This window comes from Streptomyces lincolnensis (assembly GCF_001685355.1).
GTDB lineage: Bacteria > Actinomycetota > Actinomycetes > Streptomycetales > Streptomycetaceae > Streptomyces > Streptomyces lincolnensis.
In genome coordinates this window covers 6,559,456-6,584,742 of sequence record NZ_CP016438.1, presented here as the reverse complement: position 1 = coordinate 6,584,742, position 25,287 = coordinate 6,559,456, and the positions used below count along the sequence as shown (strand labels likewise).

The window sequence follows — 25,287 nt, the reverse complement described above, 5'->3', positions numbered from 1 at the left end:
GTCACGGACGGCCACGGCGCGGTTCGTCGGCGGTGGCCGCCGTTCGTCGACTCCCCTGGATTCAACCAGGTTCGCGCACCGCCGCGCAGAGGCCGGTCAGCGGGTGATGCCGGAGCCGGGGGAAGAAGCCGAGGTGGCTTCGGGAGCGGGTGAGGCGAGCAGGTCCGGGCCGGAGAGGTCCGTGGGGGTGGACCACGCGGTCAGGGAGATCGGCGGAGTGGCACTGAGCGGACGTATCAGAGGCGACATGGCTGCCGCGCCGGCCATCACCGGGGCTGCCAGCTCATGGACGACCTCCTCGTACACCCGCGCGGGCGTGGGCACCCCCGGGAGCAGGGGTGCGGACACCTCGGTCGGGGCGACCGGGGCGCTGCCACCCGCCTGTCCCTGGCCCTGCGCGAGCAGGGGGCCGGAGCCGCGGCGCCGCTGGCTCTCGGCCGTGGCGGCCCCCGTGCCCGGGCTGCGCGCCGGTGTCACATTGCTGCCCGTGCCGGTTCCGCCGCGAGCGTCGGCGGCCCCGTCGGTCGGTGTCACCGTGGTGACCCCGCCCAGCGCGATGGCGGCGAGCGACACCGCCCCGGCCGCGGCGAAGGCGAACCGCAGCCCGCGTGAGGACGACCGCTCGGCCTCGTGACGGCTGACGTCATGGATGCGGAAACCGCGGTTCGCGGCGGACGGCGGCAGGGCCGGTGCGCGGTGCGGGCGCGCCGGGACATAGCCGAACTCGAAGCGCTCGCCGCGCCTCAGGCCGAAGACCCCGGTGGTCCCGGGTCGTGGGGAGAGTCCGTCGGCGAACCCTCCCCCGCCGAACGGCGAACCGTCGCCGTCCTCGGAGTCACCTCCCCCCGGAAGCCCCTGGAGCCGGGCCAGGAAGCTCTCCGAGGGCGGGGGCGGGGCCGCCTCCGCGAACACGTTCTTCAGTCGGCGCTGCGCGTCGGCCTCGGCCTTGCACTTGGCGCAGGTGGCCAGGTGCGCCAGGACGCGGTCCCGCGACTCATGACCGAGCTCACCGTCCACCAGGGCGGCGAGTCGGTCTCCCAGATGCTGTTCCGCGAGGCGCCCCTCGCCGGGTTCGGGCCGTGATCCACTCACGCGGTCGCGCCCCCTCCCCCCAGGGCGGGGACACGAGCCATGAAGGAGCGTCGCTCGGCCCGGGCCTCCGGCGAGCGGTGCGCGAGAGCCTTCCGCAGCTGCGAGCGGCCGCGGTGGATCCGGGACCGGACCGTGCCCAGCTTGACGCCCAGGGTCGCGGCGATCTCCTCGTACGACAGTCCCTCGATGTCGCACAGGACGACCGCGGCCCGGAACTCGGGCGCGAGGGTGTCGAGTGCCTGCTGGACGTCGGCGTCGAAGTGCGCGTCGTTGAAGACCTGCTGGGGCGATGGTTCACGACTGGGCAGGCGCTCGGCCGCGTCCTCGCCGAGGGCGTCGAAGCGGATGCGCTGCTTGCGCCGGACCATGTCCAGGAAGAGATTGGTGGTGATGCGGTGCAGCCAGCCCTCGAAGGTGCCGGGCGTGTAGGTCGACAACGAGCGGAAGACGCGGACGAACACCTCTTGGGTGAGGTCCTCGGCATCGTGCTGGTTGCCCGTCAGTCGATACGCGAGCCGGTAGACGCGGCCACTGTGCGTGCTGACGATCTCCTCCCAGGTGGGCGGAGTCCACGCCTGCCCGTCCGCGTCGGTGGAGAAGGTCGCGGTCTGGGCGTAGTCGCCGGCGTGGCTGTGGTCAGCAGCGGTGTTGTTCACGGATTTCGGCCTGCCCGCCGATCCGAGGAAGCGCCGCAGCACTCCGCCCCGATCCCCGGGTACGGCCGCACCTCCCCTGTCGGCTCTGGTGGTGTCCAGTGGAGCCCCTACCATAGCCACCTCGCCCGTTAGCTCCGGATAAGCGGTTTTACGAGAATTTGATCTGGGCTGATACGGCTCGGGCCCCTGCGTCAGCAGTTGCTCGAACCCCGGCCCCGCGTCGTGATCCAACTGTGTCCCCCCGCTCCGTCTCCCACCCCTCTAAACGCCCGGTCCCATCTGCGGGTTCCCGGCACCAACGGATACAGTCACGCCCAGGCAACCACGGGGCAAGGAGAGGGCCATTACCGGCAACCGGCAGACGAGCTGGGCGTTCGCCGACGCCTACGTCGCCGAGGACGAGGTGCTGCACTGGGCCCGTGACCGGGCTCGTGAGGCGGGCCTGCGCTCGGTGTCGCCCGGCACGGGCGCGGCGCTGCGGTTGCTGGCCGCCTCCGTGGACGCCAAGGCGGTCGCCGAGATCGGCACCGGGACCGGCGTGTCCGGGATCCATCTGCTGCACGGCATGCGCCCGGACGGCGTCCTGACCACGGTCGACCCGGAGCCGGAGCACCAGCAGTTCGCCCGCCAGGCCTTTCGCGCCTGCGGTTTCGCCAGCAACCGGGCCCGCTTCATCCCGGGCCGCGCCCTGGACGTGCTGCCCCGGCTCGCGGACGCGGGCTACGACCTGGTCTTCTGCGACGGCGATCGCCTGGAGTTCCTGGACTATCTCGCTGAATCGTTGCGCCTGCTGCGTCCGGGTGGCCTGGTCGTGTTCGAGGGCGTTTTCGCGAACGGCCGGACGGTGGATTCGGGCCCGCAGCCGACCGAGGTCCTGCGACTGCGCGAGCTGCTGCGCGCGGTGCGCGAGAGTCAGGAACTGGTGCCGTCCCTGCTGCCGGTGGGCGACGGCCTGCTGTGCGCGGTCAAGCGCTGAGCGGACCGTCGTAGACGGTGAACAGGCCCGAAAAAACCGTCCGGGCACCGCGTACGGTGCCCGGACGGCCGAAAGGGTATGGTCGCTTCCGCGTCAGCCGACGACCTTCTTGAGGGCGTCGCCCAGCGCGTCGGCCTCGTCAGGGGTCAGCTCGACGACGAGCCGACCGCCGCCTTCGAGCGGAACGCGCATGACGATGCCCCGCCCCTCCTTGGTCACCTCGAGCGGGCCATCGCCCGTCCGCGGCTTCATGGCCGCCATGCTCGTTCCCCTTCCTGAAACCAGCTCATAGTCAAAGCCGACAGCCCTGGAGGGCACGCGTGCTCCTGGAGTGGGACACGCGACACCGGCATCGAACACATTGCTTCCAGGCCATTATCCCGCATCTCAGGACCCGATGACCAACATCAGTCGGCATCGCTTGGGCAACGCGCGCGAGCAAAACCACTCAATTCGGCGATGTGACTGCGATACTGCGCCGCCGCGTGGAGTTCCGGCGCCCGAATACCGCACGGAATTCTTTGACGCAGGTCACACGTCCGGTGCGGTCCCCGGCGGCGATCTCCGCCATGCTGTCTTCGGACACATGGACGTACTGACCGGTACGTCCGAACGGGCACACCGGAGGGGACACGCCATGGCCGACACCGTGCTGTACGAGCTGAGCGACGGACTCGCGACGATCACGCTGAACCGTCCGGAGGCGATGAACGCGCTCAACATCGCGACGAAGGTCGCCCTGCGGGACGCGGTACAGGCCGCCGCCACCGATGACGCGGTACGGGCCGTCCTGCTCACCGCCGCCGGTGACCGGGCGTTCTGTGTGGGCCAGGACCTCAAGGAGCACATCGGGTTGCTGGCGGAGGGCTCGCAGCAGGTCATGAGCACCGTCAGGGAGCACTACAACCCGGTCGTGCGGGCGCTGACGGAGATGCCGAAGCCGGTGGTGGCCGGGGTGAACGGGGTCGCGGCGGGGGCCGGGTTCGGGCTGGCGCTGGCCGCCGACTACCGGGTGGTGGCGGACACGGCCGGCTTCAACACGTCGTTCGCGGGTGTGGCGCTGACGGCGGACTCCGGCATCTCGTGGACGCTGCCGCGGGTGGTGGGGCCGGGCCGGGCCGCCGATCTGCTGCTCTTTCCCCGGACCGTCAAGGCGCAGGAGGCGTACGAGTGGGGGATCGCGAACCGGCTCGTGCCGGCGGCCGATCTGCACGCCGAGGCGTCGAAGGTGGCGCGGGCGTTGGCCGGGGGGCCGACGGTGGCCTACGGGGCGATCAAGGAGTCCGTGGCTTTCGGGTCCTCGCACTCTCTGGCTCAGACGCTGGAGAAGGAGGACGAGTTGCAGACCCGGGCGGGGGCCTCGGAGGACCATGCGATTGCTGTGCGGGCCTTTGTGAACAAGGAGACGCCGAAGTATTTGGGGCGGTGACTTCGCCGTCGCGGAGTGCGGGTGTGTGTGGGGGGCTGAGCGCGCAGTTCCCCGCGCCCCTAAGGTGCGTCTCTGGCCACGCACGTTCCCAAGTGGTCGTTGACCAGGCCGCACGCCTGCATCAAGGCGTACGCCGTGGTCGGGCCGACGAAGCGCAGGCCCCGCTTCTTCAGGGCCTTGGACAGGGCCGTCGACTCGGGAGTGACCGCCGGAACATCCCCGAGGGTGGCCGGGGCGGGGCCCGGAGCCGAGGCGTGGGACCAGATCAGGTCGTCCAGCTCGCCCGGGGACCAGTCGGCCAGGACCCGGGCGTTGGCGAGGGTGGCGTCGATCTTGGCCCGGTTGCGGATGATGCCGGTGTCGGTGAGGAGGCGGTCGGCGTCGGCGTCCGTGAAGGTGGCGACCTTGGCGATCTCGAAGCCGGCGAAGGCGGCGCGGAAGCCCTCGCGGCGGCGGAGGATGGTGATCCAGGAGAGGCCGGACTGAAAGGCCTCCAGGCTGAGTCGTTCGTAGAGGGCGTCGTCGCCGTGGACCGGGCGGCCCCACTCCGCGTCGTGGTACGCCACGTAGTCCGGGGTGGACAGGGCCCAGGGGCAGCGCAGCGCGCCGTCCGGGCCGGCGAGGGCGGCTCCGTCGCTCACTGGTGGTCCTCCTCGGCTTGCTTCTCCATGGAGAGGTGGGCCGCGGTCCGTGCGCCGGCCAGGGCGGACTCCAGGTCGGCGATACGGGCGTCCCGCTCGGCGAGTTCCGCGCCGAGGCGGCCGAGGGCGTCGTCGACGTCCGCCATGCGGTAGCCGCGGGCGGCGAGCGGGAAGCGCAGGCTCTCGATGTCCGCGCGGTTGACCGGGCGGTCCGGGGGCAGCGGGTCCTGGAGCTGCTCGGGGGCCACCTCGGGCAGCGGACCGTCGCCCTCGCCGCCGCCCACCACGGCGAGCGTCACCGCGGCGACCACGACCGCGAGTGCGATGACCAGGAACAAGAACATAACCATCGCTGAGGTCCCCATGGTCGGTGCCGGCGGCCGGCCGCCGGCGTCGGATGTGTCAGGGTCCGATCGTGCCATGCGAGTCTGACAGTTAGGGTCGCAGGCGGTCACAGACGCCGAAGACGCGGGACGTACGAAGTGAGGTCGCAGGGGATGCTCAGGCTGGGCAGGCGTGAATTCGGCGCTCATGAGCCGGTGATCATGGCGATCGTGAACCGCACCCCCGACTCCTTCTACGACCAGGGGGCGACCTTCCGCGACGAGCCCGCCCTCGCGCGCGTGGAGCAGGCGGTGGCCGAGGGCGCCGCCGTCATCGACATCGGCGGGGTCAAGGCCGGACCGGGCGAGGAGGTGTCCGCCGAGGAGGAGGCGCGGCGGACCGTCGGTTTCGTGGCCGAGGTGCGGCGGCGCTTCCCCGATGTCGTCATCAGCGTGGACACCTGGCGGGCCTCGGTCGGTGAGGCGGTGTGCGAGGCCGGGGCGGATCTGCTGAACGACGCGTGGGGTGGGGTGGATCCGGGTCTCGCGGAGGTCGCCGCGCGGTACGGGGTGGGGCTGGTGTGCACGCACGCGGGTGGTGCGGAGCCGCGGACCCGGCCGCACCGGGTGACGTACGACGACGTCATGGCCGACATCCTGCGGGTGACGGTGGGGCTGGCCGAGCGGGCCGTGTCGCTCGGGGTGCCGCGGGAGTCGGTGCTGATCGATCCCGGGCACGACTTCGGGAAGAACACGCGGCACAGTCTGGAGGCGACTCGACGGCTCGGGGAGATGGTGGAGACGGGGTGGCCGGTGTTGGTGTCGCTGTCCAACAAGGACTTCGTGGGGGAGACGTTGGACAAGCCGGTGAAGGAGCGGGTGGTGGGGACGCTGGCGACGACGGCTGTGTCGGCGTGGCTGGGGGCGCAGGTGTACCGGGTGCATGAGGTCGCCGAGACGCGGCAGGTGCTGGACATGGTGGCTTCCATCGCTGGGCATCGGCCTCCGGCTGTCGCCCGGCGGGGGCTGGCGTAGGCCTTTCTCGCCCCCGCCGCCCCTACCCGTCCCATCTTTCTGGGGCTCCGCCCCAGACCCCGCTCCTCAAACGCCGGAGGGGCTGGATTTTTCAGCCCGTCCGGCGTTCATGGATGCCCCGCGCTAGCGCCCCGCCTCCTTGGACACCAACGCCACCGCCTCGTCCACGTCGTCCGTGACGTGGAAGAGGAGCAGGTCCTTCTCGGAGGCCTTGCCCTGGGCGATCAGGGTGTTCTTGAGCCAGTCGATGAGGCCGCCCCAGTACTCGCTGCCGAAGAGGACGATGGGGAAGCGGGTGACCTTCTGGGTCTGGACGAGGGTGAGGGCCTCGAAGAGTTCGTCGAGGGTGCCGAGGCCGCCAGGCAGCACCACGAAGCCTTGTGCGTACTTGACAAACATCATTTTTCGCACAAAGAAGTACCGGAAGTTGAGCCCGATGTCGACGTAGGGGTTGAGCCCCTGCTCGAAGGGGAGCTCGATGCCGAGGCCGACGGAGATGCCCTGCGCCTCGCAGGCGCCCTTGTTGGCGGCCTCCATGGCGCCGGGACCGCCGCCGGTGATGACGGCGAAGCCCGCTTCGACCAGGCCGCGGCCGAGCCGTACGCCCGCTTCGTACTCGGGTGAGTCCGCCGGTGTCCGCGCCGAGCCGAACACGCTGATGGCGGGCGGGAGTTCGGCGAGCGTGCCGAAGCCCTCGATGAACTCGGACTGGATGCGCAGGACGCGCCAGGGGTCGGTGTGGACCCAGTCGGACGGGCCGCCCGCGTCCAGCAGCCGCTGGTCGGTCGTGCTCGCCTGGACCTGGCCGCGCCTGCGGAGGACCGGTCCCAGGCGCTTCTCCTCCGGTGGCTGCTGCGCGCCCTCCGGGTTGCCTGTAGCCATGTGCGCTCCCTCCGCTTTCGGGTCTTTCGACTTCAGCCTAGATCCACGCGGGTTACGGACGGGGGACATAGGCATGTCCGCCATGAAGCGCCGTCACACACACCCGCCGGGATCACCCCGAGATCAATCCGGGATCATGACGTCAGCCACGCCTTGAGGCGCTCCTCGGCCACCGGGATCAGGGACGCCTTCACCCGCTCGTCGACCTTGTGGGCCAGCAGCGGCTCCCCCGGGCTGTAGTTCACCGCGGGCACGCCCAGCGAGCTGAAGCGGGCCACGTCCGTCCAGCCGAACTTGGGGAAGGCCTCGCCGCCGACGGCCGCCATGAAGGCCTGCGCGGCCGGGTGGTTCAGGCCGGGGCGGGCGCCGCCGGTGTGGTCGTCGACGACGAACTCGTCGACGCCGCAGTCCGCGAAGTACTCCCGCACGAATGCCTCGGCCTCCTCCTCGCTGCGGTCGGGCGCGTAACGGAAGTTGACGACGACCGTGCAGGCGTCCGGGATGACGTTGGTGGCGACACCGCCCTCGATGCGTACGGCGTTGAGGCCCTCGTGGAACTCCAGGCCGTCCACGACCGGCTTGCGCGGCACGTACGCGGCGAGCTTGGCGAGGACCGGCGCGGCGGCGTGGATGGCGTTGGAGCCCATCCACGCGCGCGCGGAGTGCGCCCGCTCGCCCGTGAACTTCAGGAACATCCTGAGAGTGCCCTGACAGCCGCCCTCGACCTGGTTGTTGGTCGGCTCCAGCAGGACCGCGAAGTCGCCCTCCAGCCACTGCGGATGAGCCTCCGACAGGTGCTTGAGGCCGTTGAGGTCCGCGGTGACCTCCTCGTTGTCGTAGAACACGAAGGTGAGGTCGCGGTTCGGGGACGGCACGGTCGCCGCGATGCGCAGCTGCACCGCCACCCCGGACTTCATGTCGCAGGTGCCGCACCCCCACAGGTACCCCTCGTCGTCCAGCCGGGAGGGGACGTTGGCCGCGATGGGGACGGTGTCGATATGGCCGGCGAGGATGACCCGCTCCGGACGGCCGAGGTTCGTCCGGGCCACGACGTTGTTGCCGTACCGGTCGACCGTCAGATGCGGAAGGGCGCGCAGCGCGGTCTCGATCGCGTCCGCGAGGGGCTTCTCGGTGCCGCTCACGGAGGGGAAGTCGACGAGCTGCGCGGTCAGCCGCGCGGCGTCCAGGGTGAGGTCAAGGGGGGTGTCAGCCATACTGCCGACCCTAATGCCCGTCACTGGGCACCGACTTTCCCACCCGGCGCACCTGACTCCGTACTCTCCAGTATCTTGTGCGGATGCCAGAGCAGTCCCCTCCTTCCAAGCGTCGTGGCCGCCTCTTCCGTTGCGGGGCGGCCTTCGTGGTCCTGTGCGCTGTCGCCGGTTACCTGGTGGTTCAGTACGTGACGGGCGGAGGAGGTGCCCCGGGATGCAGAGTCGTCTCGGGCACGGGAGCGGGCAAGACGTACGAGTTCACGCCCGAGCAGGCGGTGAACGCGGCGACGATCGCCGCCGTCGGCACCGGGCGCGGGATGCCGGAGCGGGCCGTGACGATCGCGCTGGCCACCGCGCTCCAGGAGTCGGCGCTGCGCAACATCAGCCACGGCGACCGTGACTCGCTCGGCCTGTTCCAGCAGCGGCCCTCGCAGGGCTGGGGCACGCCGAAGGAGATCATGGACCCGACGTACTCGGCGAACCTCTTCTACGAGCACCTCGCCAAGGTCCGCGACTACCAGGACCTTCCGCTGACCGTGGCCGCACAGCGGGTGCAGCGCAGCGGCTTCCCGACGGCGTACGCGAAGCACGAGCCGGACGCCACGCTGCTCGCCGCCGCCCTCACCGGGGAGTCGGCGGCCACACTGACCTGCGCCGGGCGCCCGGGCACCGCGCAGGCCGCCGGTGCGGACGCGGTGCGCTCCGCCCTCGTACGGGACTTCGGGCGGGACGTGCTGGACACGGCCGCCGCCGAGGTGGGTGCCGCGGAGTCGCCGGCACCCTCCGCGGACGCGGGTGACGGGCGGACCGTGACGCTGCCCGTGACCGCCGACACCACCCCCGGCTCCGGCCGCACCCTGGAACAGCGCGGCTGGCAGCTGGCGCACTGGGCGGTGGCCAACGCCTCCGCGCTGCGCATCGAGCGGGTCACGTACGCCGGGCGGCAGTGGACGGCCGGGAACACCGACAGCCAGTGGCGCCCGACCGGCACGGGGGCCGGGACCGCGGGGGCGGAGCGGAACACGGGCGCCGTCCGCATCGTGACGGCGCAGTAGTACGGGCAGGAGTACGAGCAGCAGTTCGGGCAGCCGTACGGGAGGTCACCCGGACGGGCTACGTCCGGCGGATTCGGGCGCGGGTGTGCGCAGGTTTTCGCCCTGTCACTCCCGTATCCGCCGGAACCCTTGAAAACACAGGGCTGCAAGCATTCGACGGACGGCCGAACCGGGCGCTTTTTGCCCGATTTTATCCGCAGCTGATAATGCGACGCATTACCAACTCTTTACGTTGGGCCGCCGCAACCTTCCGGGGCTTCGAGCGGTAGTCACTGCGTCCGAGATCGTTTCCTCCGTCAAAGGAGCACCATGTCCCTCCCCCTGACCCGACGGATCGCCCGTGCCGCGCTGCTCGTCGCTGCGGGAGCGGCTGCCGGGGTCGGTGCGGCCGGCTCCGCCAGTGCGGCCCCCTCGCTGCCGGCCACCCCGAACCTCGGCGGACTGACCGCCCTGGACGGGGCGAGCGTCGGCAACACCGTCGACGGTGCCGCGCAGAACCTGACCGGAACCGCGGGCGAGACCGGCGGCAAGACGGTCCAGAAGGCGGTGCCCGCCGCGGGCAAGACCAGCGGCAAGGCCGTGAAGAAGGCGACGCCGGCGGCGCAGAAGACGGCGGGTGACGCGGCGGGCTCGGCCGGTGACATCGTCGGTGACACGACGTCCACGGCGACGAAGGGCGGACTGCCGACGGACTCCCTGACCAAGGGCGGGCTGCCGGCCGCCGACCAGCTGCCGGTCAAGAGCCTCCCGCTCGGCTGACACAGGTTCACAGCCCGGCTACACGGCGACGGGGCCCAGGGATCACTCCCTGGGCCCCGTCGTCGTGTCGTGGGCAGTCCTGCCCACGATCACAGAAAGTGCACGGTCACAGACGGTCCACGGCCGCCCTGACCCGCTCGTCCGAAGCCGTCAGGGCCACGCGGACGAACCTGTCGCCCGCCGTGCCGTAGAAGTCGCCCGGGGCCACCAGGATGCCGAGGTCGGCGAGGTGGGCGACGGTGTCCCAGCAGGACTCGTCGCGGGTGGCCCAGAGGTAGAGGCTGGCCTCGCTGTGCTCGATGCGGAAGCCGTGGGAGAGCAGGGCCTCGCGCAGGAGGACACGGCGGGCGGCGTAGCGCTCCCGCTGTTCGCGGACGTGGGTGTCGTCGCCCAGGGCCGCCACGACGGCCGCCTGGGTCGGCATCGGCGTCATCATGCCGCCGTGCTTGCGGATCTCCAGCAGGGGCGCCAGGACGGCCGGGTCGCCCGCCAGGAAGGCCGCGCGGTACCCGGCCAGGTTCGAGCGCTTGGACAGGGAGTGGACCGCCACGATGCCGTCGTACGAGCCGCCGTTGACGTCCGGGTGCAGGACCGAGACCGGGTCGGCCTCCCAGCCCAGCTCCAGGTAGCACTCGTCGGAGAAGAGCAGGATGCCGTGCGACCGGGCCCAGGCCACGATCCGGGTGAGGTCCTCCTTGGACAGGACCCGGCCCGTGGGGTTCGACGGGGAGTTCAGCCAGAGCAGCTTCAGGCCCTCGGGGTCCAGCTCCGTCGGGTCGTCGTAGACCTCGTACTGCGCGCGGGCCAGCCGGGCGCCCACCTCGTAGGTCGGGTAGGCCAGGCGCGGGTAAGCGACCCGGTCGCCGGGGCCGAGGCCCAGCTGGGTGGGGAGCCACGCGACGAGCTCCTTGGAACCCACGATCGGCAGCACGTGCCGGTGGGTGACCTCGCGCGCGCCCAGCCGGCGCTCCACCCAGCCCGTGATCGCGTCGCGCAGCGCCGGAGTGCCCCAGACCGTCGGGTAGCCCGGGGAGTCCGCCGCGTCCACGAGCGCCTTCTGGATCAGGTCGGGGACCGGGTCGACGGGGGTGCCGACGGACAGGTCGACGATGCCGCCGGGGTGCGCGCCGGCCCTCTGCTTGTACGGCGCCAGCTTGTCCCAGGGGAAGGTGGGCAGGCGGTCGGAGACTACGGACACGCGGTCGGGCTCACTTTCGGGTCGTACGGCAAACGCCTCGGTCCCGTACGGGGTGATCGGTGCGATCAGGCCGTACGGGACCGAGGCGGCACGCCTGGGGGTGCCGGATGATCAGGCCTGCGGCGGCAGTGCGGCGATGAACGGGTGGTCCCGCTCGATCAGACCCAGCTTGCTGGCGCCACCGGGCGAACCGAGCTCGTCGAAGAACTCGACGTTCGCCTTGTAGTAGTCCTTCCACTCATCCGGGGTGTCGTCCTCGTAGAAGATCGCCTCAACCGGGCAGACCGGCTCACAGGCGCCACAGTCGACGCATTCGTCCGGGTGGATGTACAAGGACCGGGAGCCCTCGTAGATGCAGTCGACCGGGCACTCCTCGATGCAGGCCTTGTCCTTCACGTCGACACAAGGCTGCGCGATGACGTAGGTCACGCTGTCGTTCCTCCTCGATAGGGCGCTGGCGGGCCTCCTCAGGCTTCCGCCGCCTCGCGCGCGGGAGCGCGGCGTCGTCGATGCCCGCCCCTAGTATCTCCGTTCCTGGGCATGATCCGAACAGGAGGGGTGAACTGACCTGTGGAAATCTCTGTGACGGGACGCCTTGAGGTGCGTATCTCCGCAGCTGACGTGGGTAAACGGGTCTCCGTCCGCCGCTTGACGGAGCCTGGAGTCACGCACGAGAAGTTCACCGACACGGTGGGTGTTCTCACATCATGGGACGACGGTGTGCTGCTGATCACGCGACGGGACGGCCGAAGCGTCCGCATTCCGGAATCCGCGCTGGTCGCGGGCAAGGTCGTGCCCGCCGAGCCGGCCCGTCGCCGGGGTCCCGCGGCCTCGTACGCGGAACTGGCCCCGGTCGCCTCGCGGGCCTGGCGGCCGGTGGAGAGCGAACGGCTCGGGGAGTGGGAGCTGCGGGCCGCCGGCGGATTCACCCGGCGGGCCAACTCGGTGCTGCCGCTCGGCGCCCCGGGGCTGCCCCTCGACGAGGCCCTCACCGTCGTACGGCGGTGGTACGGCGATCGTGGTCTGCCCGCCCGGGTGCAGACCGCCACCGGCGCCGAGGGCACGCAGGAGCTGTTGTGCGCGGAGCTGGAGCGCCGGGAGTGGGTGCGGGAGGTGACCGCGGAGCTGTGGACCGGAGGGCTGGCGCCCGTCGCGGACCGGGCCGGGGCCACCGGGGTGGTGCTGTCCCGGGAGGCGGACGAGGCCTGGCTCGCGCGCTACCAGCGCAAGGGGGTGAGCGAGGTGGCGCTGCGGGTGCTGGGGAGCGGGCCTTCGGTGTGGTTCGCGACGGTGCCGTCCGAGGACGGGGGCGCACCCGCCGCCATCGGGCGGTGTGTCGTGGACGGGCGGTGGGCCGGTTTCGCCGCCGTCGAAGTGGATCCCGCGCTCCGGCGACAGGGGCTCGCCTCCCGGGTGATGGCCGCGTTGGCCCTCCGGGCGCTGGACGAGGGCGCGTCGGCCGCGTGGCTCCAGGTGGAGGCGGACAATGAGGGCGCGCGGGCCCTGTACACCGGCATGGGGTTCACGGCGCATCACGCGTACCACCACTATCGCGAGCCGGTGGTCTCCGGCGAGGCGCGGTAGTAGCGATCGCCGTGAAAGGGCACGAGCCAGCTATGCGTACCCCCCAGCCCCCGCCGCCCGAACGGTCCGCCGAGTTGAGGAGGCGGTTCGCCGAAGAGGCGCGCTCCGAGCGGCCCGACCTGTCGGCGCTGTGCCTGCTGGTCGGCGCTCAGGCGGACGGGACGCTGGACGAGGCCGGGCTGGACGCGGCGCAGATCGAACTGGACGAGCTGGCCGGACAGCTGCCGTTCCGGCCCGGCGGGCCGCGGTCCTGGGCGGTGGCACTGCGGGAGCTGCTGGGCGACCGCTGTGGTTTCCGCGGGGCGCCCGTCGACTACCAGCGGCTGGAGTCCTCGCTGCTGCACGAGGTGCTGCGGCGCAGGCGCGGGCTGCCGATCCTGCTGTCCGTGGTGTGGATGGAGGTCGCGCGCAGGGCGGGGGCTCCGGTGTACGGGGTGGCGCTGCCGGGGCACTTCGTGGTCGGGTTCGGGCCGCCGGAGGAGCAGGTGCTGGCCGATCCGTTCGACGGGGGGCGGGTGTTGACCGGGGGCGATGCCCAGTTGCTGGTCGCGGGGGCGACGGGGGCCGCGCTGGATCCCTCGATGCTCGGTCCCGCGGAGCCTTTGGAGGTGGTGCTGCGGATCCTGAACAACGTGCGGGCGTGGGCCGCGGCCCGGCCGGAACGCTCGGATGTGGCGTTGTGGGCCGTCGAGTTGTCGCTGCTGCTGCCGTCGCATCCCGCGCGGTTGCGGTACGAGCGGGCGCAGTTGCTGGTGCAGCGGGGCGATTTCCTGGCGGGTGCCTCGGAGTTGGAGGCGTACGCCGAGGTGGTGGGCGGGGTGGACGAGGCCGCGGCGGCTCGGGTGCGGCGGCAGGCCCATGCGGCGCGCTCGATGTTGAACTGACGCCTACAGCCAGCCCTTCTCGCGCGCGATGCGGACCGCCTCCGCCCTGTTGCGGACCGCCAGCTTCTGGATCGCGGTGGAGAGATAGTTCCGTACCGTGCCCTGGGACAGGTGCAGGGCGGTGGCCAGTTCGGCGTTGGTGGAGCCGTCCTCGGCCGCCCTGAGGACCTCGCGTTCCCTGTCGGTCAGGGGGTTGGCGCCCTCCGCGAGGGCCGCTGCCGCCAGGGTCGGGTCGATGACCCGCTCTCCCGCCAGTACCTTGCGCACCGCTTCGGCCAGTTGGGCGGCGGGGGCGTCCTTGACGAGGAAGGCGTCGGCGCCGGCCTCCATGGCGCTGCGGAGGTAGCCGGGGCGGCCGAAGGTGGTGAGGACGACCAGCTTGAGGGCCGGGAGTTCCTTGTGGAGCCGGGCGGCGGCCTCGATGCCCGTCGCGCCCGGCATCTCGATGTCGAGGAGGGCCACATCCACGTCGTGGGCGTGGGCGGCGGCCAGGACCTCGTCGCCGCGGGCCACTTGGGCGACGACCTCGATGTCGTCCTCCAGGCCGAGCAGGGCGGCGAGGGCCTCGCGGACCATCGACTGGTCCTCGGCGAGCAGGACCCTGATCGTGCGGCTGGTCATGGGGCGGATCCTACGTCGGCCGCGGAGCCCGCCGGCACCCGGGCGACCAGGCGGAAGCCCTGTCGGGTGCCGCCCGCCTCCAGGGTGCCGCCGGCCTTCTCCAGGCGTTCGGTGAGGCCGGTCAGGCCGTTGCCGGGACCGCTGCCCGGACTCCCCGAGCCGTCGTCCTCGACGCGGAGTTCCAGGAGCGGGCCGTCCAGGGTCTGGTGCCGGACGAGGTCCACCGCGCAGCGCCGGGCGCCGCTGTGCCGTACGACGTTGGTGACCGCCTCGCGCAGCGCCCAGGCGAGGGCGGACTCGCTCTGCTCGGGGACGCCGGTGAGGTCGGGTTCGGCGGGCAGTTCGGCGGTCACACCCGCCGCCGTCAACGCGACCCTGGCGCCCGCGAGTTCGGTGGCCAGACGGGGGCGGCGGTAGCCGGTGACGGCCTCACGGACGTCCACCATGGCCTGGCGGCTGACCTGTTCGATGTCGGCGACCTGCTGGGCCGCCCGGTCGGGATGGTCGGGGAGCATGCGGCCGGCGAGTTCGCTCTTCAGGGTGATGACGGAGAGGGAGTGGCCGAGCAGGTCGTGCAGGTCGCGGGCGAGGCGCAGACGCTCCTCGTTGGCGGCGAGCTGGGCGACGGTGGCGCGGGCCTCGCGCAACTCGATGCTCGTACGGATGATCTCGCGTACGCCGGTCATGGCGAAGCCGCCGAGGAGGGCCGGCAGGAGCAGTCCGCCCAGGAACGACGTGCCGCCGGGGATCACGAAGGCGAGCCCGGTCAGCAGCGCGGACGCGGCCGGGATCGTCCAGCGGGCGAGGTGGAAGGGGAGCGCGGCACCGGAGCAGATCGACACGTACACGAACAGCACCAGCCACTCACGGCCCAGGGTGAGGGACAGGACGGACGACTGGGCGGCGAGGACCGCCAGCGAGCCGAACACCAGGCCGTTGGTCTCGCCGCGTCCGGTGCGGAAGACCAGGGCCAGGTACCAGGCGACGAAGGCGACCAGGCCGATCCAGCCGAGGACCTGGACGCCGTCACTGTGCCCGCCGTGCAGCAGGTCGTTCACGGGCGCACTGAGGTAGGCGAGCCAGATGCCGATCCAGAAGAACTTGACGGCCTTCTGCCTGCGGTTCTGCGGGCGTTGCCCGATGCCGACGCTGCTCACGCCTTCAGCGTGTCCTTCCGGTACAGCCAGGCCGCGCCGCCGGTGAAGAGGGCGAAGAAGACGGCGAGGACGGCGATGTCCTTGGCATGCGGGGCCTGGCTCTGCTCGATGGCCTGTCCCAGGGCAGCGTACGCGTGGGTGGGCACCCACTCCGCGATGTCCTGGAGCCAGGACGGGAAGGTCGTCGTGGGCATCCACAGGCCGCCGAGGATGGACAGCCCGAAGTAGGTGATCATCGTGATCGGGCGGACCGCGTCCCCGCTCGCTAGGTAGCCGATCGCGACACCGAGGGCGGCGAAGACGAGGCTGCCGGCCCAGATCGCGCCGGTGAGGGCGAGCCACTGCCAGGCGTCCAGCCGTACGTCCTTCACGCTCGCGGCGACGGCGAAGACCACGACGATGGACGGCAGGCTGACGACCGCGGCACTGGCGGTCTTGGCGAGGACGTAGCCGCGGCCCGGCAGCGTGGTCAGTCTCAGCTGGCGCACCCAGCCGGTCTCCCGCTCCTTGGCGATGCGCTCGCTGTTGCCCATCAGGACGGCGGTGAGGGCGCCGAAGGAGGCCATGGAGACCATCATGTAGGTCGCCACGGTGAGGCCGGTGCCGTCGACCTTCTGGGTGCCGTCGGCGCTGCCCGCGATGAGCAGGAACAGGACCGACGGGTAGAGCACGGAGAAGAACAGGAACTTGCGGTTGCGCAGGGCGCGGGTGAGTTCCAGCTTGATGAGGCCCTTCACTGCTGCTTCGCCTCCTCGGCGGTGGTGATGGCGACGAAGGCCTGCTCCAGGCCGAGCCCGGCGACTTCGAGGTTGCGCGGGTGGAGGCCGAGGCCGTAGAGGGCGTGGACGGTCGCGTCGGCGTCGGAGGACTGGATGCGGACGGTCCGGCCGGAGATCCCGATCGTGGTGAGGAACGGCAGCCCGCGCAGCGCGGGCTCGTCGATCGGGCCCTCCAGGTCGAAGGAGACCCGGCGGGCGCCCGCCTTCGCCTTGATCTCGGCGGCCGTGCCGTCGGCGAGGAGACGGCCGCGGTGCAGGACCAGCACCCGGTCCGCGATCGCGTCGGCCTCTTCCAGGTAGTGGGTGGCGAAGAGGACCGTACGGCCCTGGTCGGCCTGTTCGCGCATGGTGGCCCAGAAGCCCTGGCGGGTGGTGACGTCCATGCCGGTGGTCGGCTCGTCGAGGACGATCAGGTCGCTGTCGCCGGCCGTGGCGAGGGCGAAGCGCACCCGCTGGGCCTGGCCGCCGGAGAGCTTGTCGACCTTGCGGTCGGCGAGCTGGGCGATGCCCGCGCGGGACAGCACGTCGGCGACCGGATAAGGCTTCGGGTGCAGGGCGCAGGCCAGCCGCACCAGCTCCGCGACCGTCACCTCGTCCATCAGCCCGCCGCTCTGGAGCATGGCGCCCACGCGCCCGGCGACGAGCGCTTCACGCGGGGTGGTGCCGAAGAGGCGGACGGTTCCGCTGTCTGCGTTCTTCAGCCCGAGCAGCAGATCGAGGGTGGTCGACTTGCCGGCGCCGTTGGGACCCAGCAGCGCGACGGTCTCCCCCGCCCGCAGGCTCAGGGTCAGACCGTCCACGGCCCGGACCTCGCCGTATGCCTTGCTCACCTGGTCGAACGCGACCACCGAGGGTGTCGTAGTCATACGGCCATGGTGGCCTCGGGGGTGCGGGCGCGGTCAGTGTCGGGCGTCCGGAGTGCCGCATGACAGATGTCATGCGGCACTCCGTGCGGGTCAGCTCGGGTTGGTGTCGATGACTCCGGTGCGCTCGGCCGTCGTCTTGCCGCGCAGTGCCTTGCGCAGGACGCTGACGACGTCCTGCGGCAGGACGTCACGCTCTCCGGTCGCCGTCTTGACCTTCACGCCGTCGAACGTGGTGCCGTACGCCGCCTTGAGCGCTTCGAGGTTGTACGTCTCCACGAGCTTGCCGTCGACGGCCTTGACGCCCAGGATCTTCGGCAGCGACAGGGCACCGAGCGGGATGCTGTGCGCGGCGTCGGTCTCCACGACGACGTTGGCCGACATCGCGGGCTCCGCGAACTCCTTCATCATCCGGTCGACCTCGGCGTTCGAGATCGTCGGCTGCTTGGTGGTGGTCGCGAGCGGCACCGCGGGGGCCGAGCCGGTCTCCACCTGGGTGCGGTACGCCTCCTCGACCGCCGCGGTCGACCTGGCGACGTCGATGCCCTTGCCCGCCTTGCCGTACACGGCGACGGCCTTGCCGGACTCGAACTTGATCGTGCCGTCGCTCGCCGAACCGGCACCGCCCGCCGCGTCCTGGAGGGCGGCCTGGAGCTTCTCCTGGTCGACCGGCATGACCGGCTCCACGACCCGGTGCTGTCCGAAGAGCGAGCCGACCACGGAGACCGGGTTGTAGTCGCTCTGCGCGGCCGTGCTCACCGTGGCCGCCATGTCGAACTGGAGCCCGGCCTGGTCCGGCTTGAGCGTGACCGTCTTGCCGTCGACCGAGAGCTTCAGGTCCTTGTTGACCCGGACGTCGAACGTCTTGTTGAGCTTCTCCACGGCGTCGTCACGGGTGCCGCCGCCGATCTCGACACCGAACACGGTGGTGCCCTTGGGCACGTCGGAGTGGTTCATGAGCAGCCCGGCGCCGTAGACGCCACCGCCGATCACGATCAGTCCGCCGACGAGCAGGCCGACCTTGCTGCGGCCCTTCTTCTTGGGCTTCTTGGGCGCGGGGGCCGCCGCGGGCGCGCTCTGCGCGGCCGGGTCCGGGAAGACGGGGGTGGCCTGCGTGGTCGATCCGTCGGCGGGCGCGCCGGACCCGAACGCCGCGCCGCGGTCGGACGGGACGACGGGGATGCCGCTGGTGACGGTGTGCCCGGAGACGTTGTCCGCGGCGCCGCCGAAGCCGTGCGCGCCGCCGTGCTCGGGGGCCGGCTTCTGCGGGGTGAGGATCGCGGTGTCGTCGCTGAGACCGCCACCGGGGCCGAGGCCGGCGGTGTGGGCTCCGGGGGCGGGGCCCGGGACACCGGGGCCGCCCGGCCCGCTGGGTCCGCCATGCGCGCCCGGTCCGCCCGGTCCGCCCGGTCCGGCGAACGGGTCGGAGCCGCCGGGGCCACGGACGCCGGGGCCACCGGGGCCGCCCAGGGGGTTGGTCCCCCCAGGACCGGCGGGGCCGCCGGACGGGCCTCCGGGGCCCGCGAAGGCGCCGGGGCCGTTGAAGTCGCGGGATCCACCGAAGGGGTCGGAGCCGGGGCCGGCGGGCGGGGCCATCGGGCCGTCGCCGGTGACCGGTCCGCCGGTCGGGCCCGCGGGGCCGTGCGGCCCGCTGAAGCCGCCGAGCTCGTCGGGGCCCCCGTACGGGCTCTGGCCGTTTTGGCCGTTCTGGCCGGGCCGGCCGTTCTGGTCGCCGTACGCGCTGAGGTCCTGGTCGTAGGCGCTCAGCGGGCTCTGGCCGGCCGGGCCCTGGCCGTTCTGGCCGCCGCCGTTCTCCGAGAAGTACGGCAGCTCGTCGCGGCGCGGTTCGGTGCCGTTCTGGCCGGGGCGGGAGCCGCCCAGCGCCTCGGTCACGTCGAAGGAACCGGTGCCGCCGCCGTGCCCGGGGGCCACCGGGCCGCCGGTGGCGCCGGTCAGCCCCGAGCCGTTCGTACCGCCCGGGCGGGAGCCGCCCGGCACGTTCATGGAACCGACCACACCACCGGGCCGGGCACCGCCCGCCGCACCGGGACGCGCGCCGCCGGGCGCACCGGCGCCCGGACCGCCCGCGGCGGGAGCGCCGCCCGCCGAACCCGTGGGCAGACCGGCCCCGTTGGTGGAGCCGCCGCCCGGACCGCCCTTGGCCGGGCCGGACTTGCGCGGCGCGAACCAGTCGCTGGTCTTCTCGTCGCCGGGCCCGGGCTCGGCGGGCGCCTCGGCGGTGCCCGTGGAGGCGACGGCACCCGGCGGCGTCGACGGACCGGCGTCCGCGCCGGTGTCGTCGGTGCTCTCGGTGTCACCGACGGGCTGACGCACGACGACCGGCGGAATGGGCCGCGATCCGGGGATGTTGATCCGGATCCGGGTCGTCAGTGTGGTCTCGGTCTTGCGTTCCTCCGGCTGCGCGGCCGAACGGCCCGCGTCCGGACCGCCGTCGGGAACCGTGGGCGTCCCGTACGGCGGCGTGCCGGAGGGGTATGCGGCTCCGCCGCGCCCGTTGGGCCCGGAGGACGGAGTGTCAGTTTCACGACTCAAGGCAGGTTCTCCCGGTTGGCTCCGCCGCCCGCGTTACGACCTCTCTCGGGCGACTCGGCGGCGCGCACCACCATACTGGCCACTTCTCACGCGTATCCCACGACCGATGGGGAAACCCACACGGGACTCGCACGGACGCGGTCAGGCGAAGTGGTACGTCACTTGCCAAGTCGGACGCCGTCGCCGCCCGGTTGCCGCCCCGGGCCAAGGGTGGCGCAGATCACAGCGACAGCCATACCTCCGAGCAGGAAGAGGTAGGAGCCGCTTTCCGCGGCGAAGACGAAGTCGCCTTCCGGTCGGCTGGCGGTGAGCAGGATGACCGCGATCATCCAGCCGGCGGCGGGAGCGACGGCCCCGCCCCGGCTGCCCGCGGCCCGCGCCCCGCCGAGCAGCAGCCCGGCCTCGCCGGCCAGCGCGAGGAGCAGCCCGCCCGGGAACCAGCCGGCCTGCACCAGTGCCCCGGCCACGCCGACCAGGGCTCCCAGCACCAGCAGCCCCAGGTGGAGGGCGGCCCGCGCCAGGGAGGGGCGTTGCAGCGGCTGTGCCAGCATCGGAGAACGGTCCGTGGCACTCATGACGCCTCCTCGACACCGGCTCCATGGATGCCGGCGAACAGGTCGGTCTCCCTCTCGCCTGCCCGTTCTCCGCGCACCAACTCGTAGTACTCGGTGGTGAACAGGGGTTGCGCGAGTTCGTTGGAGAGCAGGAAGTAGGGCTCGGCCACGGTGATCTGCGTGGCGTGCGCGCCCATCGCGGCGGCCTTGGCGGCGGCGTACGCGGTGCCGTCGATCTCGGTGGTGATCCGCTCGTCGTCGACCACACCCGGTACGTCGTCGATGACGGCCGCCTTGGCGAAGGGCAGCCCCGGCAGCTCCCGTCCCAGTCGCGCGAAGGCCTCCTCGGCCACCGAGCACGGGACGCGGTTCCAGTAGATCTTGGCGATCCCCAGGCCGGCCTCCTCGGCGAGTTCCGCGGCGCGCATGGCGACGCGGTGGGCCTGGATGTGGTCGGGGTGGCCGTAGCCGCCGTTCGGGTCGTAGGTGACGAGGACCTGCGGCCGTACCTCGCGGATCACCTCGACGAGCGACGCGGCGGCCTCGTCGAGGTCCGCCTGCCAGAAGCAGGCGGGGTCGTCGTTGTCCGCCAGGCCCATCATCCCGGAGTCCTGGTAGCGGCCTGCCCCGCCCAGCTGACGGAAGTCCTCGACACCGAGCGCGCGCATCGCCCGCGCGAGCTCCCGCAGCCGGTGCTCGCCGAGGGCGGGGCCGCTCAGGTGCGCGAGCTCGGGCGGGATGACCTCGCCGTGCTCACCGAGAGTGCAGGTGACCAGCGTCACCCGGGCACCCTCGGCCGCATACCTGGCCATGGTCGCGCCATTGTTGATCGACTCGTCGTCCGGGTGCGCGTGCACCAGGAGGAGGCGCCGGGCGGGTGGTTCCGTCATGGGCCCACCCTACGAGGCGGCACCGGCGGCGGGCACAGCAGCGGGTCCACGCCGCTCGCCGTCGCCGGCGGCATGGACCCGTTTCGTACCGTGCGCGGTCGGGTACCCGGCCGCGGGGTCAGAACTTGATACTGCCGATCATGCCCGCGATGTTCGTCGTCAGCTCACTGATCGTCGGGGCGACAGTCGACGAAGCCAAGTAGAAGCCGAGCAGGACGCACACGACCGCATGTCCGCCCTTCAGCCCTGATTTCTTGATCAGCAGGAAGACGACGATCGCCAGCAGCACCACCGCCGAAATCGAGAGTGCCACGGCGGCTCACCTCCAAAGAACCCAGGGACGTGGGGAGTCGGACGGGAACGGACCTATGGGGGCAGATAAATCTGGGGCAGATAAATCCATGCATCAACCAGCAGGTTCATACCCACTATGCGCTAGTGATCATAACTATCCGTACGTGCGCATCGGTCGGCGCACGGCCGCACAAGGGGGCGCATGGCCAATATGGTCGGGGCATGACGACCGAGGCTGACTCCTTCCCCCGCCGCCACGCCCGTACCCAGCGGTTCACGCTCGGCGCGCCGCGCGCGTTCAGCGTGGCGCCCGACGGTTCGCGTGTCGTGTTCCTGCGCTCGTCCTCGGGCACGGACCGGGCCAACTCCCTGTGGGTGCGGGACCTTTCGGACGGCGGGGAGCGCGTGGCGGCGGACCCGCGCGCTCTCCTGGGCGGCGCGGACGAGCACCTCTCCCCGGCGGAGCGGGCCCGCCGGGAACGCAGTCGCGAGGGCGGCGCCGGCATCGTCGGCTACGCCACCGACACGGCCGTCGAACTGGCCTCTTTCGCCTTGTCAGGGCGGCTTTTCACGGCGGAGCTGCGGGCCGGGACGGCGCGTGAACTGCCCGTCCCCGGACCGGTGATCGACCCGCGCCCCTCCCCCGACGGCCGGCACCTCGCCTACGTCGTCCAGGGCGCCCTGCGGGTGGTGGGCGCCGAGGGCGAGGGCGACCGGGTGCTCGCCGAGCCGGACGCGGAGCACGTGGGTTACGGCCTGGCGGAGTTCATCGCGGCGGAGGAGATGGGCCGGTCGCGGGGTTTCTGGTGGTCGCCGGAGTCGGACCGGCTGCTGGTGGCACGGGTGGACAACACGCCGGTGCGGCGGTGGTGGATCTCGGATCCGGCGCATCCGGACCGTGAGCCACAGCACGTGCCGTACCCGGCGGCGGGGACGGACAACGCGGACGTCCGGCTGTTCCTGATCGGCCTGGACGGGGTGCGCACGGAGGTTGTCTGGGACTGGGCCCGATACCCCTACCTGGCGCATGTGCACTGGTCAGCGGCGGGTGCGCCCCTGCTGCTCGTACAAGCGCGCGACCAGCGCAGTCAGCTGTACCTGGCGGTGGATCCGGCGACCGGGGCGACCCGGATGGTGCACGCGGACGAAGATCCAATTTGGCTGGATCTTTTCGCCGGGGTGCCGAGCTGGAGCCCGTCCGGGCAGCTCGTGCGGGTCGCGGACGAGGGCGGCGCGCGGGTGCTGGCGGTGGGCGAACGGCCGCTGACGGGTCCGCAGTTGCACGTCCGTGCGGTGCTCGACGTGTCGGACGACGACGTGCTGATCTCGGCGTCGGCCGGTGAGGACGCGGACCGGCCCGAGACGGGCGAGGTGCACGTCTACCGGGTGAACGAGCTCGGCATGGAGCGCTTGTCGCAGGAGCCCGGCGTGCACTCGGCGGTGCGCGCCGGGGGCGTGACCGTCCTGGTGTCGGCGACGCTCGACCGGCCGGGCGCGCAGGTACAGGTTCTGCGGGACGGAAAGCCGACCGCGACGATCCTGTCGTACGCCGAAGATCCCGGTATGTCCCCGCGCGTGACCCTCACCGAGGGGGGCGCACGCCGAATCCCATGCGCCGTGCTTATGCCACAGGACTACCAAGAGGATGCCCCTCTTCCGGTTTTGCTCGATCCCTACGGTGGTCCGCACGGTCCCCGCGTGCTCGCCGCCCACAACGCCCACCTCACCTCGCAGTGGTTCGCCGACCAGGGGTTCGCGGTCGTGGTCGCCGACGGCCGGGGCACGCCGGGCCGCTCCCCCGCCTGGGAGAAGGCCATCCACGAGGACTTGACGGTCTCCCTGGACGACCAGGTCGAGGCGCTGGAGGACCTTGCCCGGCGGTATCCCCTCGACCTCTCCCGGGTGGCCATCCGCGGCTGGTCCTACGGCGGTTGGCTCGCGGGGCTGGCCGTCCTGCGCCGCCCGGACGTCTTCCACGCGGGCATCGCGGGCGCCCCCGTCACGGACTGGCGCCTCTACGACACCCACTACACCGAGCGCTACCTGGGCGACCCGGCGGCGCGCCCCGGCGTGTACGCCAAGAGCTCCCTGGTGACGGACGAGGGCCTCTCCGCTCCCGCGGACCCCCACCGCCCGCTGCTCATCGTCCACGGCACGGCCGACGACAACGTGGTCTTCGCCCACGCCCTGCGCCTGTCCTCCGCGTTGCTGGCGGCGGGCCGACCGCACGAGGTACTCCCCCTGTCGGGCGTCACGCACATGACCCCACAGGAACAGGTCGCGGAGAACCTGCTGCTGCTTCAGGTGGACTTCCTCAAGCGGGCGTTGGGACCGAGCTGAGCCGACCGGGCCTCCCGGTGGCATGGCAACGGGCCGGGAGACACGCTCCCGGCCCGTTTACGGCACCCGCACGGCCGTACGTCGTTCAGACTCGCGCGTCCGTATATCGAGATCGGGTCGGCCAAGTTGCCTGCGCGTTAACGCGGTTTCTATGACTTTGAGGTGTTATTCCCGGCCTTCCGCAAGATCGTCCGGCGAGTGGTCCGCCGGGACGACCTGCTTCTCCTCGGCGAAGTGACAGGCCGAGTCGTGGGCCGCCGGACCGGTGGTGAGCCGGAACTCCGCGGGGACGGCGAGCGCCGGGACCTCCAGGGGGCAGCGCTCCTGGGCCTTCCAGCAGCGGGTGCGGAAGCGGCACCCGGAGGGGATGTTCGTCGGGGACGGCACGTCTCCGGAGAGGATGATCCGCTCGCGGTGTTCGCGGGCCTCCGGGTCGGGGACGGGTACGGCGGACAGCAGCGCCTGGGTGTAGGGGTGCGTGGGATGGTCGTAGATCTCGGCGTCCCTGCCGATCTCGACGATCCGGCCGAGGTACATGACGCCTACGCGGTCCGAGATGTGCCGGCCGCTTGCCGCCGTACTCAGGGTCTTTGCGCCAAATATCCACACAGCGATGAGGAACCACATGTTCTCGGCACCCGTCTGGGTCAGCCGTCCCTCATCCGGAGGGCATCCATCCAGGTGAGAGTGTTCCGAGCCCATGCCGGAGGAAGTTTTCACGTATACCCGGGAACCAAACGATCAAGCTCAAACTTCGCTCAAAACCCTTTGCTGCCGCAGCCGTTGAGTGAATGATCTGTCGTGTTCCGAACAAGATCGCGTTCGGACAGGGATCAGCAGAGATCAGTCTCCGGAAGGTGATTCATGAAGCGTGCCATCGGTGCGGTCCTCTCCACCGCCCTGCTCACCGGCGGCGTCGTCGCCGTCTCCGCGGCCCCGGCCGCCGCGGGCATCGTCTGCTCCGACGAACCGATCTACACCATCGGTGACAAGAAGACGGTGTGGAAGCCGACCAACGTCCACAGCGACTGGGCGAAGCCGGGCGTGACCATCAGCTACGCCAAGAACAAGACGGGCAGCTGGACCGCGACGGGCACCGCCACCATCGGCGCCGAGGCGGGGGTCATCTTCGCCAAGGCGTCCACCTCGTTCAGCGTCTCGGTCGGCAAGACCTGGTCGAAGTCGGACACCTGGACCTACTCGGCGACGGTCAAGAAGAAGGCGGGCAAGACCAAGGGCCGCCTGATGATGTACCACGAGGCCAAGGGCTTCAGCGTGACCAAGTACCGGCTCCAGGCGACCGGTTCGCAGACCTGCAAGAAGGTCAAGGTCTGGAAGAAGTCCGGGATCGTGGCCCCGGTCAAGCGCAACAACAACCTGTGGGGCATCCAGTACAGCTGATCCCACGGCGGTGAAGGAGACCGGTAACACGGGAGGCTACCGGTAGCCGAACCCCACCTGACGCCCCGTCGGACCCCGTCCGGCGGGGCGTCGCGCTGTCCGGGCGC

At 71.5% G+C, this 25,287-nt stretch carries 26 protein-coding genes and 1 pseudogene; 9 read left to right on the top strand and 18 right to left on the bottom strand.

The genetic code is table 11. The features are described from left to right. Nucleotides 1-96: 96 nt before the first annotated feature. Together SLINC_RS29445 and sigE are read right to left on the bottom strand one after the other, a co-directional pair. Nucleotides 97-1,092, bottom strand: a complete 996-nt coding sequence (locus tag SLINC_RS29445) for an anti-sigma factor family protein (protein ID WP_067439098.1) — start codon at nt 1,090-1,092, stop codon at nt 97-99. Beyond that, nucleotides 1,089-1,862, bottom strand: coding sequence for an RNA polymerase sigma factor SigE (sigE, locus tag SLINC_RS29440; protein WP_225988315.1), 774 nt, complete (start codon nt 1,860-1,862; stop codon nt 1,089-1,091). The genes SLINC_RS29445 and sigE overlap by 4 nt, the downstream gene beginning before the upstream one ends. Before the next feature lie 229 nt (nt 1,863-2,091). Between sigE and SLINC_RS29435 the strand changes: the two genes are divergently transcribed. Beyond that, entirely contained in the window at nt 2,092-2,724 is a 633-nt protein-coding gene (locus tag SLINC_RS29435) for an O-methyltransferase (protein ID WP_079164784.1), read from the top strand. 93 nt (nt 2,725-2,817) lie between these two features. Here SLINC_RS29435 and SLINC_RS29430 read toward each other — a convergent pair whose 3' ends face one another. Beyond that, entirely contained in the window at nt 2,818-2,985 is a 168-nt protein-coding gene (locus SLINC_RS29430; protein ID WP_003966491.1) for a DUF3117 domain-containing protein, read from the bottom strand. A gap of 376 nt (nt 2,986-3,361) precedes the next feature. Between SLINC_RS29430 and chcB the strand changes: the two genes are divergently transcribed. Then, nucleotides 3,362-4,153: a 2-cyclohexenylcarbonyl CoA isomerase gene (chcB, locus tag SLINC_RS29425; protein WP_067439095.1), complete on the top strand. Its 792-nt coding sequence runs from the start codon at nt 3,362-3,364 to the stop codon at nt 4,151-4,153. Nucleotides 4,154-4,212: 59 nt separating this feature from the next. On the opposite strand, the gene SLINC_RS29420 is transcribed toward chcB, so the two are convergent. Together SLINC_RS29420 and SLINC_RS29415 are read right to left on the bottom strand one after the other, a co-directional pair. Next, the gene (locus SLINC_RS29420) at nt 4,213-4,794 is read right to left on the bottom strand and encodes a DNA-3-methyladenine glycosylase I (RefSeq protein ID WP_067439092.1); all 582 of its coding nucleotides are present in this window, start codon (nt 4,792-4,794) and stop codon (nt 4,213-4,215) included. Further along, nucleotides 4,791-5,138 (bottom strand): DivIVA domain-containing protein, encoded by a 348-nt coding sequence (locus SLINC_RS29415; RefSeq protein ID WP_067439089.1) that lies wholly within the window; start codon nt 5,136-5,138, stop codon nt 4,791-4,793. The genes SLINC_RS29420 and SLINC_RS29415 overlap by 4 nt, the downstream gene beginning before the upstream one ends. Before the next feature lie 153 nt (nt 5,139-5,291). On the opposite strand from SLINC_RS29415, the gene folP reads away from it, so the two are divergent. Beyond that, nucleotides 5,292-6,152 (top strand): dihydropteroate synthase, encoded by an 861-nt coding sequence (gene folP / locus SLINC_RS29410; protein ID WP_067439086.1) that lies wholly within the window; start codon nt 5,292-5,294, stop codon nt 6,150-6,152. Nucleotides 6,153-6,275: 123 nt separating this feature from the next. Here folP and SLINC_RS29405 read toward each other — a convergent pair whose 3' ends face one another. After that, nucleotides 6,276-7,034, bottom strand: coding sequence for an LOG family protein (locus SLINC_RS29405; protein ID WP_067439083.1), 759 nt, complete (start codon nt 7,032-7,034; stop codon nt 6,276-6,278). Nucleotides 7,035-7,168: 134 nt separating this feature from the next. Beyond that, a complete protein-coding gene (gene dapE, locus SLINC_RS29400) occupies nt 7,169-8,248 on the bottom strand; it encodes a succinyl-diaminopimelate desuccinylase (protein ID WP_067439080.1) in 1,080 nt (359 codons plus the stop codon). Nucleotides 8,249-8,331: 83 nt separating this feature from the next. Here dapE and SLINC_RS29395 point away from each other — a divergent pair, with 83 nt between their 5' ends. Beyond that, nucleotides 8,332-9,303 (top strand): VldE C-terminal domain-containing protein, encoded by a 972-nt coding sequence (locus SLINC_RS29395; RefSeq protein ID WP_079164783.1) that lies wholly within the window; start codon nt 8,332-8,334, stop codon nt 9,301-9,303. Between the two features lie 309 nt (nt 9,304-9,612). Continuing rightward, nucleotides 9,613-10,062 carry an ATP-binding protein gene (locus tag SLINC_RS29390; protein WP_067439074.1) on the top strand — a complete coding sequence of 150 codons (450 nt, stop codon included), beginning with the start codon at nt 9,613-9,615 and terminating at the stop codon, nt 10,060-10,062. A 106-nt stretch (nt 10,063-10,168) separates the two neighbouring features. On the opposite strand, the gene SLINC_RS29385 is transcribed toward SLINC_RS29390, so the two are convergent. Both SLINC_RS29385 and fdxA read right to left on the bottom strand, forming a co-directional pair. After that, on the bottom strand, nt 10,169-11,260 hold the full coding sequence (locus tag SLINC_RS29385) for a bifunctional succinyldiaminopimelate transaminase/glutamate-prephenate aminotransferase (protein ID WP_067439071.1): 1,092 nt from the start codon (nt 11,258-11,260) through the stop codon (nt 10,169-10,171). A 111-nt stretch (nt 11,261-11,371) separates the two neighbouring features. Next, the gene (fdxA, locus tag SLINC_RS29380) at nt 11,372-11,689 is read right to left on the bottom strand and encodes a ferredoxin (protein ID WP_007384503.1); all 318 of its coding nucleotides are present in this window, start codon (nt 11,687-11,689) and stop codon (nt 11,372-11,374) included. A gap of 141 nt (nt 11,690-11,830) precedes the next feature. Here fdxA and SLINC_RS29375 point away from each other — a divergent pair, with 141 nt between their 5' ends. Both SLINC_RS29375 and SLINC_RS29370 read left to right on the top strand, forming a co-directional pair. Beyond that, entirely contained in the window at nt 11,831-12,844 is a 1,014-nt protein-coding gene (locus SLINC_RS29375; RefSeq protein WP_067439065.1) for a GNAT family N-acetyltransferase, read from the top strand. Nucleotides 12,845-12,876: 32 nt separating this feature from the next. Continuing rightward, nucleotides 12,877-13,728, top strand: coding sequence for a transglutaminase family protein (locus SLINC_RS29370; RefSeq protein WP_067439062.1), 852 nt, complete (start codon nt 12,877-12,879; stop codon nt 13,726-13,728). 3 nt (nt 13,729-13,731) lie between these two features. Here SLINC_RS29370 and SLINC_RS29365 read toward each other — a convergent pair whose 3' ends face one another. From SLINC_RS29365 to SLINC_RS29330, 8 genes are all read right to left on the bottom strand, one after another. Beyond that, nucleotides 13,732-14,349, bottom strand: a complete 618-nt coding sequence (locus tag SLINC_RS29365) for a response regulator transcription factor (protein ID WP_067439059.1) — start codon at nt 14,347-14,349, stop codon at nt 13,732-13,734. Beyond that, nucleotides 14,346-15,506: a sensor histidine kinase gene (locus SLINC_RS29360; protein WP_067439056.1), complete on the bottom strand. Its 1,161-nt coding sequence runs from the start codon at nt 15,504-15,506 to the stop codon at nt 14,346-14,348. Before SLINC_RS29360 ends, SLINC_RS29365 begins: the two co-directional genes overlap by 4 nt. Continuing rightward, entirely contained in the window at nt 15,503-16,243 is a 741-nt protein-coding gene (locus SLINC_RS29355) for an ABC transporter permease (RefSeq protein ID WP_067439053.1), read from the bottom strand. The genes SLINC_RS29360 and SLINC_RS29355 overlap by 4 nt, the downstream gene beginning before the upstream one ends. Continuing rightward, a complete protein-coding gene (locus SLINC_RS29350) occupies nt 16,240-17,151 on the bottom strand; it encodes an ABC transporter ATP-binding protein (RefSeq protein ID WP_067439050.1) in 912 nt (303 codons plus the stop codon). Before SLINC_RS29350 ends, SLINC_RS29355 begins: the two co-directional genes overlap by 4 nt. 90 nt (nt 17,152-17,241) lie before the next feature. Beyond that, the gene (locus SLINC_RS29345) at nt 17,242-19,701 is read right to left on the bottom strand and encodes a hypothetical protein (RefSeq protein ID WP_067439047.1); all 2,460 of its coding nucleotides are present in this window, start codon (nt 19,699-19,701) and stop codon (nt 17,242-17,244) included. A gap of 158 nt (nt 19,702-19,859) precedes the next feature. Next, nucleotides 19,860-20,276: a DUF6113 family protein gene (locus SLINC_RS29340; protein WP_067439044.1), complete on the bottom strand. Its 417-nt coding sequence runs from the start codon at nt 20,274-20,276 to the stop codon at nt 19,860-19,862. Further along, nucleotides 20,273-21,145 carry an N-acetyl-1-D-myo-inositol-2-amino-2-deoxy-alpha-D-glucopyranoside deacetylase gene (mshB, locus tag SLINC_RS29335; RefSeq protein ID WP_067439041.1) on the bottom strand — a complete coding sequence of 291 codons (873 nt, stop codon included), beginning with the start codon at nt 21,143-21,145 and terminating at the stop codon, nt 20,273-20,275. The genes SLINC_RS29340 and mshB overlap by 4 nt, the downstream gene beginning before the upstream one ends. 118 nt (nt 21,146-21,263) lie before the next feature. Further along, on the bottom strand, nt 21,264-21,458 hold the full coding sequence (locus SLINC_RS29330; protein ID WP_053749487.1) for a hypothetical protein: 195 nt from the start codon (nt 21,456-21,458) through the stop codon (nt 21,264-21,266). Between the two features lie 203 nt (nt 21,459-21,661). On the opposite strand from SLINC_RS29330, the gene SLINC_RS29325 reads away from it, so the two are divergent. Beyond that, nucleotides 21,662-23,779, top strand: coding sequence for a S9 family peptidase (locus tag SLINC_RS29325; protein ID WP_067439038.1), 2,118 nt, complete (start codon nt 21,662-21,664; stop codon nt 23,777-23,779). A gap of 165 nt (nt 23,780-23,944) precedes the next feature. Here the strand turns inward: SLINC_RS29325 and SLINC_RS29320 are convergent. Further along, nucleotides 23,945-24,343, bottom strand: a pseudogene (locus SLINC_RS29320) (oligopeptide/dipeptide ABC transporter ATP-binding protein); the annotation flags it as partial. Between the two features lie 300 nt (nt 24,344-24,643). Here SLINC_RS29320 and SLINC_RS29315 point away from each other — a divergent pair. Continuing rightward, nucleotides 24,644-25,180 (top strand): hypothetical protein, encoded by a 537-nt coding sequence (locus SLINC_RS29315; RefSeq protein WP_067439035.1) that lies wholly within the window; start codon nt 24,644-24,646, stop codon nt 25,178-25,180. Nucleotides 25,181-25,287 lie beyond the last annotated feature (107 nt).